6 protein-coding genes are annotated in these 13,885 nt (G+C 58.8%); 2 read left to right on the forward strand and 4 right to left on the reverse strand.

Annotated elements, in window-relative coordinates; all coding sequences use genetic code 11:
• Positions 1 to 250: 250 nt before the first annotated feature.
• From ACMGG1_RS19625 to ACMGG1_RS19635, 3 genes are all read right to left on the reverse strand, one after another.
• The gene (locus ACMGG1_RS19625; RefSeq protein WP_046374410.1) at positions 251 to 1,483 is read right to left on the reverse strand and encodes a YncE family protein; all 1,233 of its coding nucleotides are present in this window, start codon (positions 1,481 to 1,483) and stop codon (positions 251 to 253) included.
• A gap of 46 nt (positions 1,484 to 1,529) precedes the next feature.
• Complete coding sequence (locus ACMGG1_RS19630) at positions 1,530 to 4,466, reverse strand: condensation domain-containing protein (protein WP_414160952.1); 2,937 nt, start codon at positions 4,464 to 4,466, stop codon at positions 1,530 to 1,532.
• 154 nt (positions 4,467 to 4,620) lie between these two features.
• The gene (locus ACMGG1_RS19635) at positions 4,621 to 6,744 is read right to left on the reverse strand and encodes a TonB-dependent receptor (RefSeq protein WP_020825388.1); all 2,124 of its coding nucleotides are present in this window, start codon (positions 6,742 to 6,744) and stop codon (positions 4,621 to 4,623) included.
• A 506-nt stretch (positions 6,745 to 7,250) separates the two neighbouring features.
• Between ACMGG1_RS19635 and ACMGG1_RS19640 the strand changes: the two genes are divergently transcribed.
• Positions 7,251 to 8,852, forward strand: a complete 1,602-nt coding sequence (locus ACMGG1_RS19640) for a condensation domain-containing protein (protein WP_414160953.1) — start codon at positions 7,251 to 7,253, stop codon at positions 8,850 to 8,852.
• Positions 8,853 to 8,927: 75 nt separating this feature from the next.
• Positions 8,928 to 12,023, forward strand: coding sequence for an amino acid adenylation domain-containing protein (locus ACMGG1_RS19645; protein WP_414160954.1), 3,096 nt, complete (start codon positions 8,928 to 8,930; stop codon positions 12,021 to 12,023).
• Between the two features lie 101 nt (positions 12,024 to 12,124).
• On the opposite strand, the gene ACMGG1_RS19650 is transcribed toward ACMGG1_RS19645, so the two are convergent.
• Complete coding sequence (locus ACMGG1_RS19650; RefSeq protein ID WP_020825386.1) at positions 12,125 to 13,471, reverse strand: condensation domain-containing protein; 1,347 nt, start codon at positions 13,469 to 13,471, stop codon at positions 12,125 to 12,127.
• Positions 13,472 to 13,885 lie beyond the last annotated feature (414 nt).

Genomic DNA, 13,885 nt, shown 5'->3' on the forward strand with positions numbered 1-13,885 from the left:
TATCGGAACAAGACCAGTTTTTATTACCTTGTGTTTATGTGGGATTGGCTCACATCAAGGGGCCATGCGGGCCGTCAGTGGCGTTCTGCGCCTCAGACGTCATGATACACAACCGCCTCAGAAGAGGCGGCAGCGAAATGAGTATGCCGTTAATTAATAACAACATTGGTGAGTATGGATTCACTGCGGACAAGAAGACTTATGCCAAGAATACGCTGCGTCAGCCTTCACTGACGCAGCGGGATCACACTCAGTTTTTTGGCAGTTGAATACGGACTACGCTTTCCGGTTTGCCGGCTTTGGTGCTGGCTCCGTCATTCTTCACCGTCACGAACAGCACGTTGTTGCTGGTGTCCAGCGCCAGGCTGTTAGGGTGCGGCGGCAGTTCTACGGTTTGCAGGCGCTTGAGGCTGTTTGAATCAAACACCGTCAACGTACCTGCGCCATGATCGACGCGGATCCCTTTGCGGTTGGCGACGTACACACGCTGGTTGCGATCGTCCAACAGCAGGCCAATTGGCACTTCATCGGTCAGTTCGCTGGCCAACACTTTGCCGCTGTCCGCATCCAGCGCAAACACCCGGTGACCGCTGCTGCGCTTCACGTAGTCACGCTCAAGGTGGGTATTGCGGTAGTTGTCGCGGTCGATCCCCTGATCCACCCCTAACAGACGGTTATTCTTCCCGTCGTACACCAGGTTCAGCAGCTGATCCGCTTGAATCTCTTTGGTGGAGGTGATCGCCAGGGTATCGGCATTCAGGGTAATCAGTTGCCCCTGCATGTTAGAGACAAATACGCGCCGTCCTTTCTCATCCAGAGTGATGCCCACCGCGTTGTAGCCGAAACCGGGGATCATTTTCTCCAGCTTTTGAGTCCGGGTGTTGACCACAAACAGCACGCTGTCTACCCCAAAACCCAACCCCGGCAAGAACAGGCGGCCGCTCTGCGCGTCATACTTCATTTCGCGGATGCGGTACTGGTAGTCTTCGGTGATCTTGAAGCGCTTAAGCTCCTTGAGCAGGAACTCCAGGCGCTTGCCGCTGATACCGGCCTCCTTGTAGGTCTGCTCCAGCATCGTTTTTTCGGTCACTGGAATGCTGTCCAGCGCACGGTTGGTGGTGGTATCCACCACGCCGACCGAGCCATTGAACCCTTGAGTCAGATACAGCCGGTGGCCGGCATCATCCAGGGCTACGCCAAACCCCTTCACCTGCAGAGGGATCTCCGCCTGCACCGCCAACGTGGTCGGATCCAGACGCAACACGCGGGATTTCGCCTCTTCCTTCCAGTCCGGTGCGCTGACGAACAGCGACTTCTGGCTTGGGCTGTAGGCCATTTCCACCAACGCCGACGACAACGGCTGACGCTTGATATCCTGCTGAGTGATCCCTGCGTCACGGGCCTGCGCCGCACCGGCCACCACCAACGACGTTGCAATCAACAGCGACAGTAAAGCGCGAGGTGTTCCTATTGTTCCAGACATCCGTTTATCTCCATGAAAGTAATAAAGTCAGTTAGGGTGAACAACGTTATTGCTGTGGCGCCGGCGGCAAGGCCGACAGTGGCATGTCCCCACCGGCCTGTTGGGCAAAGTGAGAGAACACGTGCTGAATAGTTGCAGCGATCAACCCCGCCTGTTGCGCGGTGTAATGATCGGTACGGTAGGTCATCATCACGCGCAGGGATTTCACGCCGTCGAGGTTTTCTTCCATCACTTCAAACTGCAAACCGAGCAGCGATTCGGTTTTCTCCGGCTCCACCTGACGATAGGCCACCGTGCTGCCGTCCTGCAGGGTAAATGCCCCGTTCAGCTTGATACGGCTGTGGATCTGAATGAACACTTCGAACATGTGGTTCTTGCGGTCGGCATGAGCGCCAAACAGCCCTTCTTCCACCAGATCGATAGGAATATCGGTGTAAGGCATAGAACCGTTGATGGTGTTTTTCACCTGGTCAATCAGCCCAGCGACCGTCAACTGGTCGGCGAAGCGCACCCGGTGCACCACCACCGTGGTGAAGTAGCCGATGGTGTCAAAGAACTCGGCGTCGTTACGGCCGGAGGTGGAAGTCCCCACCAGCAGATCCGTCGGACCGCCCAACAGGCGCAGCGCCGTAGTGATACCGGCGTAGACCACGTTGAACAGTGAGGCGTTGTTCTTCCTGGCCTGCGCGTACAACCCCTCAGCCACCGTTGGTGCGACGTCAAATTCCAGCCATCCGCCGTTGACGTCTGCATCGGCCGGGACTGCAGGATGGTGCGAAGGTTCCTGCTGGAACAGCGGCTGACCGACCGGCGCATCGCGCAGGTTATCGAGCCAATAGTCAAGGTGTTGCTGTGCGACGCCGCCGGCCTGCTGCTGCCGGGCAAAGGCATAAAACTGCGGCACTTCACCTTTCCACTGCGGCTTCTGCCCTGCCACACGGTGGCTGTAGGCGATGCCCAGCTCGTCCATCATCAGGTTCAGCGACCATTCATCCAGCACCACATGGTGGAACAGCAGCGAAAGCAGTTGCCGGCCGGTTGCCGCGTCACGCAGGAAGGTAGCGCGCAGCGGCAGCTCGCGGGTCAGATCAAAGCGGTGGTCGCCGGCCTTGGCCAACAGTTCGCTGGCGTTACCGGCCGGTGTTTCATAAGAGAAGTGGAACCACTCGTAATCGAGCAGTTCAGCCGCAGGCACGACCTGTTGGCAAACCTCCCCCTGATGTTCGATAAACAGTGAACGCAATACGCTGTGGCGCGTCATGACGTCGATAAACGCCTGACGCAGGGCCATTTCATCCACCGGATCGAGGAAATTGATGGCGAAAGGCAGATTGAAAATCTCGTCGTGACCGAAGGCCTCGTACACTTTCCACAGGGAGTGCTGGGCCAGCGACAGCGGTGCCTGGACGACCTCATCGCGATGCTGCGTACTGGGCGCTTGTACCGCCGGTGCCGTAACCGCCTGACGTTTGGCGTAGGCCGACAGGCCACGGGCCGTGGCATGACTGAACAAGTCGTTAATGTTGAGTTCGATACGGTGCAGGCTTAACAAGCGACCGTTGACGCGGGTCGCGACCAGCGAATGCCCGCCGCGATCGAAGAAATCTTCATCGACAGTCATGTCCGGCGCCACCAGGGCATCGCGGAATTCCGCCAGGATCAATTGGGCGATTTCATCATTTTCTTGTTGTTGTGCATCCTCTCCCGCCAGGACAGCTTCGGGCTGGGCCAACGGTTGCTCAGTGGCAGGCAGCAGGGCTGTCGTAATCGTCCGTCCGGCGAGATAAGCGACGAACTGCTCCAGCAGGAACGGCGCGACATGCGGGGTCAGGCGCGGATCCGCCACTAACTCCAACACCATCGAGTCCGGCTCGGGCAGGCTCAAAGCCAGCATCAGTTCAAAAGGCGTATGCAGCGGCGGTAACAGCAGGCGTTCAGCGTTAACCCCATCCAACTGCAGCGCCACCGAAGGATCCGCCAGCCAGCTCACCAGAAGCTGAGCCAATTCTGGGTTGGGCGCTTCCGCCGTTTGCTGCGCCAGCAATCGGCTTTCCGCCTCCGGATCCGCAGGCTGCAAGGTCAGGCGTTTCAATCGGCTAGCGCCCTGCCAGCCGTCCATGCCGTTTGCCTGTTGTGCGTCGTCGAGCGGCACGCACAACTGCACCGGTTGCCCGCCGGACTGAGCGGCGATAAAACGGCCAAAGCGAACGGCGATCGCCGCCAGTAAGGTGGTTGGGTTATCGGTTACGGGCAAAATCTTGCGTGCCACGCGGGTCGCTATACGTACCCCGGCCTGCGCCAGACGCTCGTCCTGTGCTGCCAATTGTCGGTAGTCCCGCAGCGCTGTCGCATGGCGTGGCCACGGCAGAACCAGCTCCGTCGCTTCCGGCAATGGCGTATTCAGTGCAACCGACGGCAAAGTGTCCGGGACTGGCAGGGGATCATGGCGATTATACAGCGCCGACAGCATCGTCAATAATTGTCGACACGACAGCCTTTCAGCCAAAATGTCGTGGGCAACGACGCCCAGCACCGAACCGGCACCGGTAAACAGCAGAAAACGAAGCGGCGCTTCGCTTGCCAACTCAAGAGGCGTCGCCTGCGCCTGCAACAGACGGCTTACCGCCTGCTGTTCGTCCGCGACAGGCTGAATGCTCACCGGGTTCAGCGTTGCGTTGCCGCGCAGTTTGCGTAAGCCTTGCTCATCGTCGAAATCGTAACGAACGTCCAGTTCCGGCATCAGCCGGGTCAGGGCTTCCAGCGCGCTGGCCAGTCTGCCGATATCCGGCTCGCCGCCCAGCCGCCAGGCCATCGCCTGCTGGCAACCGCCGTCGCCGCGCTGCTGGTGCATGAACCACGCCTGTTCTTCTGCTTCGCTCAATGGCTGTGAGGCATCCGCCGCCCGCTCGCCCAGCGTCTGAAACGCCAGGTCCAGACGCTGGGCCTCGTCATCGCTGAGAATATTGTCAAAATAACCGCTCACTGCTCTATCTCCTTGTGCCCGGCCATACCGGAACCTCGGGGGGAACGCGGGTCATAAACAGGGGCGTATCCACCACAGATCGCTGACAAACTCGCGCAAGCGCCAACAATCCAAGGCGTGAATACGCCCCTGCTGCAGACCGATTGCTATCGCATCAGAATGTCAGTTCCAGCGCCGCACCGATCATGCGTGGACGCTGCTGAGTCGCGGTGTAGACGTCGTTGCCGCTGACCATCACGCGACGTTCCGAGTCAAACAGGTTCTGCGCATACAGGGTGGCGCGGCCATAGGCGAAGGTGTACGCCAGTTGAGTATTCGCCGACCAGTAAGATCCGATGCGCCCGCGAGAGTCGTTGTCGTACTGCGAGTAGTAGGAGTCCGAGAACGCCACGTTGCCGCTCAGTTCCAACCCGGCCATCAACTGGTACTTGGCGCCCATGTTGGCGGTATAAGCCGGCGCACGCGCCAGTTCATGCCCATCTACGCCGCTGCCCGAGAACTTCTTGATTTTGGTCTTCAGCAGACCGACGTTCGTGAACAGTTCGAAGTCCCAACGCGGCTGCCAGGTCGCCCCCATTTCCGCGCCGTAGGTTTCTACCTTGTCGGCATTGCGGATCACCGAGGAGTTCGGCCCCAGGGAATACGGCAGCTGCATGTCCTTGTAGTCGTTGTAGAAGATGTTGCTGGTCAGGATGACGTTGGCATCTTTCAGGTGGTGACGGGTGTACAACTCATAGTTCCAGACATATTCCGAACCATAGGTGTAATTGACTACCGGCGTGCCGATGGTGATGCCTGCGCCACCGGCGTTATAGCCGCGCGCCACCTTGGCGCCGTAGGTCTGGGTATCCGTCGGTTTCCAGGCCAGATCCAGCTTCGGCAGGAATACGTCGTAGGTTTCATCGAAATCGATACGCACGGCCTTGCTGCCGCCGGTACGCTGACGGTGCTCGCGTTCCAAACGGCTGGCGGCGGTGATATCCACCTTCGGCGTAATGGCGTAGGTCAGCTCGGCAAAGGCCGAGTTGGTGTCGGTTTTATCCTTGAAGGTCGAACCGCCGAAAATGTTAACGAACTCATCCTGCTTGGAGTGGAAATAACGCAACCCTGCCAGCCCGCGCAGGCGGCTGTCTGGCCCACCAAAACGCGCCACCGGCTCCACGTGCACCTCTTTTCCGCCGATATCGGCGTACGGCAAGGCATAAGCCGTAGGACGGTTAATATTGAAGTCGGTATAAATAACGCGGTTTTCCAGCGTCAGGCTGTCGGATTGCTCCCAGGACAGATCCCAAACGCCGCTGTTGGTGTTGCTTTTAAACACCGCTCGGCGCGGATCGTGGCGCAGGCTGGTCGGGTGAACCAGCGGGTTGAGGCTCTCGTTTTGCGGCGAGGTGCTGCCAAAGTGGTTAAAAGTCAGCTTGGTGGTCAGCTCGCGCAGGCCTGCCGGATTGAACAACAGTTTGGCACGTGCGGTAGTGGCTTCAACCTCACGCGGATCGCCCACCGGCTCATAAGCAGGAAGATCGACATCGCTGCGGCGACGCTGGCGATCGACGCTGACGCGGAACGCCAGTTGATCTTCCACCAGCGGGCCTGAAACCATAGCGGACAATTGCGAAGAGTGCTGGTTGCCCGCACCGCCCTTGAAGGCACTCTCCCAATCGAAAGTGGGATCCTTACTGGCCATCACGATCGCACCGGCAATGGCGTTACGCCCCTGAATATAGCTCTGCGGGCCGAGGAACACTTCGACGCGATCCAGATCCCACAGCGACTGCGGGCCATAGGCCTGCTCGTTATAGGTCAGGGAGCGACCATCCAGAGACAAATTGAGGCGCGGACGGGTGCCGCTGAGGAAGGCGTTGGCGCCGGTGTTCGGGCCGGAGCCGTCGATACCGCGTACGGTGGGCAGATCGTTACCGATGCCGACATCCATGACGTTGGCCGTCATGCGTAATAAATCGGGGATCTGCAACGCATTGGGCATAGCGGCGATCCGCTCACTGTCGAACACCTGCACGCTGGAGCCGGTGTCGAAAATGCTGCGCTTTATCTTTTCGCCGGTCACCAGCAGGCTTTCGGAGTCCTGCCAATTATCGTTACGTTTGCTGTCGGCGGCTTCCTGCACCTTTTCGTCCACTGCGGCGGCATTAACGCTGCCCACAGATAAAGAACAAAGACCCAGAAAGAGTGAGGAAAATGCCCCAATGGCCTGCAAGCCTGCTTTTTCCTTGTTTCCTACGATTTTATGCCTTTGAGCCGCTGAATGCTTGCTCATAGATGTATTCTCCTTTCATCCCAGATGCACAAAAATATGTTTTATTTCACATAGGTAACGACGCTGATTCTCACACTGACAATGGCATTGCGGCCTTCCTGACCTTGCTATTGCATATCCCTGCCGCAGACAGCCGCCCCACCCCAGATAAACCGGGGGCGGACGCAGATTTTTTGTCTGGAAACGTAAAGAAATGTTAATAATGATAATATTTTACATTTTTTAATGCAAATCATTATCAACTAAACAAATAAACAGGATGCACAGCGGGTAAAGTGCTGAACGATAAAACGCAGTTATTGTGGGTTCTTTAAAACCAATAATTTCAATTAAAATGAATATAAAACATAATTATATCGGTATTAATATTTTCTATAAGCGAGCGAGAATCTCCCCTTTCCACATTACCCTTACGTTTTATACCAACAAATAAAAATAGTAATAATTTTCATTCCCATTAACATTGCAATATATTCTTACAGTCTCTCAATACTGATGGAAACCCGATGAAAGCGTTGACCACGATGCAGGCCGCCTACTGGGTAGGTCGGCAATCCGAAGCGCCGCTGGGGGGCGTATCCGCCCACCTGTATGCGGAATTTAACTGCTGCGACCTGGACGTCGAACGACTGAGACAGGCCGTTGCCGCCCTTTACCTGCATCACCCTATGTTGCGCCTGTGCATCACGGCCGATGGCCAGCAGACCATCAGCCCCTGCGGCCCTGAGCATGGCCTGCATCTGGACGATTTCAGCCAGTTCGATACCCACGAAGCGAGCCACCGGCTCACAGCCAAACGGCAGCAAAAAAGCAGCCAAAAACTGCCGCTGGAACAAGGTATCCCCTGCGATATCAGCCTCAGCCTGCTGCCGGGCGGCCACAGCAGGCTGCATGTTGATCTGGATATGATCGCCGGCGATGCCATGGGTTTCCGCGTGTTGATGGAGGATTTGGCGCGGTTTTATCACCAATGTCCGGCATCCCCCGCCGACAATGGCGTACCCTACTTTGACTATCTGGATCGTCACTATGCCGATACCGCGCAGCAGTCACGTCGCACTCGCGCTCAGGCCTGGTGGCGTGAACGCCTGCCTCAGCTGCCGCCGGCACCACACCTGTTGCGCACGCCGGATATTTGCCGCAGCGATCGGCTGGCGCTGCAACTGAGCGCGAGCGAAACCAAAGCGCTGGAAGATGCCGCCAGAGCGCACGGCATCACGCTGTCATCCCTGTTTCTGGCGCTGTTTGCCGTTACCGTCGGCCATGGCTGGAACATGTCGCGCTTCAGGCTCAACGTGCCGCTGTTCCACCGGGATGAAGCCAACCTCGCCACGATCATTGGCGACTTCTCTAACCTGGTGCTGCTGGGCGTGGAGCTGAACCCGGCTGAAAACTTGCCGGCTTTCAGCCGCCGCCTGATGGTCCAGCTGGCGGAGTTAATAGCTCACGCCGATTACCCCGGCGTCAGCGTGATGCGCGATTTGTCGCGCCTGCAAGGCAGCATGCAGCCTTCACCCGTCGTGTTTACCGCCGGGTTTGGCATCCGTGGCAAAGCGTTGTTTTCTGACAACGTCACTCGTACCTTTGGCCCGCTGGAGTGGGTAATTTCCCAGGGGCCGCAGGTGGCGCTGGACGCTCAGGTGGCACACGCCAACGGCGGCATTCTGATCAACTGGGACGTCCGCCTGGACGCCTTCCCTGATCGGCTGTTGCCGCAGCTGTTCGCCACTTACGGCGCCTTGCTGAAACGGGCCGCCAACCGGCCGGACAGCTTTAATCAGCCACTTTCGCAGTGGTTGGCGCAATGCTCCTCAGCGGGCCAGGCACGTCAGATGCCGGTTCGCCAACTGCTGCACCGGCTGCTGGCGCGGGTCGCGCCGGACGCCAGGCTGGGTGACGATGACGATATCCGTACCCTGCAACTGCCGCAGGACGCTCTGATGGCCCTATTGGCGGTACTTAACAAATACCTGCCGGTGGCGCTGGCGCCGAAGGATATAGAGGCGAACCCGACTCCGGCCGCTCTTGCCGCAGTGATCTGCGAGCGAGCCCCCAATGCCGCCGAGGGCGCTCAACTGTTATTGCAGGTGCTGGCACCCAAAGCCTGATACCGATCCGGGCGCGTGGTCTCATGCGCCCTGCTTTCTATTTCGTGGGTTAGTGACAATCAATAGGGAAATACCATGGAGACACCACTAAGCGCACTGCAGCAGGCTTACCTGCTCGGGCGCAGCGAACAATGGCCGCTCGGCGGCGTAGCGATGCACGACTTTCGCGAATATCGCGGTCTGGGACTGGATTTGGCCCGCCTGGAAAGCCGATTGAGCGAACTGGTGCAGCACTACGCGGCGCTGCGCACCTGCATCGATACCCAGCGTTTCACCCAACACGTGCGGGCAGAGGCCACGCTGAATCTGGATCGGCACGATCTGCGTGCGCTCGACCATCAGGCAGCGCAACGCCAATTGGCTGACTTGCGCGAGCAATATTCGCATCAGCGCCACGATCCCGCGCAGCCGTTGTGGCGTATTGCCGCCATTCAGCTCTCGGAGACGCAGGACGCCACCGGCACCCCCTACGACACCGTGATTTTCACCAGCTTCGACGCGCTGATCCTTGACGGCCAGGGTATCTCCACCGTCATTGCCCGGCTGTTCGACGACGCCCCGCTGCCGCCTGTCGTGCCGCCAAGCCCGCCGGCTGCAGCCACGGCGGAACAGCGTCAGATTGATGCCGCCTACTGGCAAGCCAAGCTACAGGACGTCACCACGCCGTCGGCGTTGCCGTGGCGCACCCCGCTGGCCAATATCAAATCCTCTCGCTATCGCCGCGCCAACCTGACTTTGCCGCGCGAGGTTCTAAAACAGTTCTCGCGCCTGGGATCCTCCCATGCCCTGCTGCGCAACAGCAGCCTTTCGGCTCTGATCCTCGATACGCTGGCGCAGTGGACCACCGATGGCGAACTCTGCGTCGGCGTGCCGGTGGCGTTTCCTGCGGCAAATGGTGCGCTCAGCAACGCCTCTACCTTTGTGGCGGTACGCTATTCCCGCCTGGGGGGCACCTTTATCAGCCGCGCCCAGGCCTTGCAGGACGACGTGCTGGGGGCGCTCGACCATCTGGCATTTTCCGGCGTTGACCTGGCGCGGCAGTTGCTAAACCTCAGCCAGGGCTCCCCGGCGCTGCCGGTGATCCTCACCAACTGCCTGGGGTGGGAGACGCTGCCTGGCAACGCGCCGGTTCGCTACCATGACGGCGTGACCCAGACGCCGCAGGTGGCGATCGATATCCGCCTGATGCAGGACGCCGACAAGAACCTGCTGCTGTGCGTCGACTACGCCGAGCAAGCGTTGGATGGCGAGCAAGTGCAGGCCATGCTGGACGCATTGCAACGTCGGGTAATGTTGATGTGCCGGGACGGCGATGTGGAAATTCCCCCCGCGCAATTTATCGATTACCAACATTACCGCCATAACCACAGCGAGACGTCATTCAGCGCTTACCCTTACCTTGCGCAGTTGGCCGACAGATTGTTTAACGATCCGCAGCCGCGCCCCGCGTTGATCTGCGACCAACTAAGCCTGACGTACCCGGAATTGGGCCAACGGGTTAGCGCAGTGATGGCAAATCTGCAACAGCGTGGCCTGAAGCCAGGCAGCGTGCTGGCCTTGTATCTGGCGCGCAGCCCGGAGCATGTAACCATTTCACTCGCCTGTGCGCTGTTGGGCATTATCTGGGTGCCGATCGACATCAACTCACCGCCGGAACGTACCGCCTATCTGCTGACCAACTGCCGGCCGGATCTGGTGGTACACAAGGGTGAGCTGGACACCTCGTTCGGGGTTACGCCAGAGGAACTGCTTGACCCGACGGCGGGCGCCGCCAAGCGGCCGGACAGCCAGACGCTGACCGAGCGCAGCGTCAGCACCGAAGCCAGTTATTATCTGTATACCTCCGGTACCACCGGCAAACCGAAATGCGTGGTGCTCAATAACCGCGCCACCGCCAACGTTATCGGCCAAACCCTGCAGCGCTGGGCGGTCACCGCCGACGACGTGATGATTTCGGTCACGCCGCCACACCACGATATGTCGATGTTTGATCTGTTCGGCTCGCTCAGCGCCGGTGCCACGCTGGTGTTACCGGCACCACATCAGGAAAAGGACGCCATCAGTTGGAACCAGTTGGTTGAGCGCCATGGCGTCAGCCTGTGGTGTTCGGTCCCCGCCATTCTGGAAATGCTGCTTACCTGTAAAACCGACGACAGCCTGCGTTCGCTGCGACTGGTGGCTCAGGGGGGCGATTACATCAAACCGGCGACGGTACAGCAATTGCGCGGTCTGCGTCCGGACATCAGCCTGTTCTCGCTCGGTGGCCCGACCGAAACCACCATCTGGAGTATCTGGCACCCGATAGCGCCGCAGGACACCGGCACCGTGCCTTATGGTCAGCCGCTGCCGGCTAACCAATACTTTATCTGCCATGACGACGGTACCCACTGCCCGACCGGCGTGGTCGGCCGCATCCACACCTCCGGGGTGAATCTGGCGCTGGGGTATCTGGAGGACGGTGATTTAAAACAACATGATTTCGTTACGCTGGAGGGGCCCGACGGGCAACCGCTGCGGGCCTTCCGTACCGGCGATCAAGGGTACTATCGTCCGGACGGCAATATCCTGTTCGCCAGCCGGGTGAACGGCTACGTGAAAATCCGTGGCGTGCGCGTTTCGCTGCCGGAAATTGAAGATGTGTTGCGCGGACACGAGGCTATTATCGATATCGTGGTAGTGGATTACCCTGGCGGTGACAATGGCGAAGCGACGCTCGGGGCGATGTACCTCACCCACGACGGTAAACCGCTGTCGCTGGCGGCGATCCGCGCTTTTTCGACCGGCTACCTTCCTTGTACCCATATCCCGACACGCTTTATTCATACCGAGTTGCTGCCGCTGTCGGGTAACGGCAAGACCGACCGTCACCGCATCCGCGCAGCCTTCAGCGCCGATCGTGCCACTCCGGGCCTGAATGCCTGTGCGGTACCGCTGCCGAGCGCGCCACCGGCGCACAGCGGCAAGATCCTGTCGATCTATTTGCAGGCTATCGGCGCAACGCCGCGCCCGGAATGGGGAGAAGAAACGGCCTTTATCAGCATGGGGTTGAAGCTGCCGCACATTCGCCAGGTGGCGGCGCAGCTTAACCAGGCCTTTGGCACCCAACTACCGCCAACGCTGTTAATCCCCTGCAAAAATGCGCGGGAAGTGGCGGCGTTGTTGGCACGTTAAACGGTTCAAACTAAAAGGGGCTGCATGCAGCCCCCTATCACCTCATTCAAACTTATATCGGGTCGAGCATGGCCCCAACCATTACGCTGACCTTTCGGCCATCAGGCGGGCACCGCCACCAGTTCGCCGAGCGCCGTCTCCAGCGCTTCTTCCCGCAACGCACGCAGTAAAAACGCCTGCAGGTCACGCCCATAGTCTTCGATCCCATCGCAGGCAAACTGCTGCACGTAAACATCGATATCCAGGTGCAGATCGCCAGCATCGGTGCGCCCGCGGAAGGTCAGGTTAGCGCCGTCGCCAGATCCTCCTGCCAGTACCCGTCGCGTACAGGTGCAGCCGCTGAAACCGGCGGGATCAAACGGCTGGACGTTGATAAACGGCGAGATAAACAAACGAGAGGCCGGCGTCACACCGCGATCTGCGGCAATGTGCCGCAGACGGTAGCCTGCGTGGCTGCGCAGCTCACGCAGCATCTTCGCCATGCCCGACAGAAAATGGCCCAAAGTCTCTTCCGCACGCAGCGATACCAAAAGCGGCAGCGTATTGACCGCCAGCGCCGGCGTATTGGTGGCCTGGCTGCTGCGGCGGTTCATCACCGGCATCCACATGGTGCGCGAATCGCCCTTGTCATGCGGCAACGGCGGCAAGGTAAAGAACAGCCAGGCGGCGGACAGGGAAAGCAACAGATCGGGCCAACCGATACCACTACGTTCCGACAGCCAACGCAACCGCTGCGGGATCTCCTCCGGCAACGGCGTGCTGGTACTCAGGGATTTCACGCCATATTCCCTGCCGCCTTTGCGCACCGTTGGCAAGGTCTGCGACGGTGGCAAATACCGCTGCCAAAAATACCGGTCTTTAGCGCAGCGTTCAGAAGCCGCATAGGCCAGTTCATGGTGCTGAAAAGCACGAATCTCGCCCAATGCGTGCCCTGCCGCGCTGTCGTCGAGGAAATGCGCATACAGCGCGGCACAACGATGTTCAACCAACGCCATGCCAAAGCCATCAATCACAATATGATGGGCGCGCATGTACCAAATAAAACGCGAAGGCCCCAGCCTGATCAACCACACCGCGGCCACCGGCTGGCTGCATAGATCCAGTGGTTGATCGACATCCGCCTGCATCAGCCGCATCGCGGTCTGGTAGGGATCGGGCTGTGCCTGAAGATCTAGGCGATTAAGTTGCGGTATTGCCTGGGGATCGTAACGCTGCTGCGGCAAACTCTCGCCAGTGCCGCCGCGAAAACGCAATGCAAACGCCTGCGTTTCCGCCATCGTCTGAGTGATAGCCCGACACAGCGCCTCTTCATCTACCGCGCCGCGTAGTTCGGTGACGTGAGCGACGGTGGAAAAAGGCTGTCCGGGATGCAAGGTAAATTCGTCCCAGAAGTCTAACTGCGCCGGTGTCAGCGGCAGCCATTCAGTAGCCAAAACAGTTTCCGACATGTTACCTACCTTTGATAAGCCATAAACAAATGTTGAAACAACGGAAGCGAAAACCCCGCTGCCGCCGATAACGGCCAAAAGCGAGGTAAATGGCGGACACGGTTGGATGACCAGCCCAAGGGCTGCCCGGCGTGATCCTTATTATTGTGTTGTGGTTGGCGTGCTTGACCTCCCTGGCGCACGTAAAGCGAGACGGCGCAGCCACCTTTTCCAAGGCCAGGGCAACGCACTGAAGATGTTTCGGTTTGGTTACAAATGAAAATGATAATAACACTTATTATCATTTTCATGAATATAGAACAACCTGTTCATGCTGCAAACTTAATTGACGGGGAGAGTGCGCCTGAGGAGTGACCGAGGGTTAAGTGGCGGAGGATGAGGGCTACAAACCAACAAAACAGGAACCTTCTGGGG

The sequence above is a fragment of the Serratia sp. BNK-12 genome (assembly GCF_047456085.1).
Taxonomy (GTDB): Bacteria; Pseudomonadota; Gammaproteobacteria; order Enterobacterales; family Enterobacteriaceae; genus Serratia; species Serratia liquefaciens.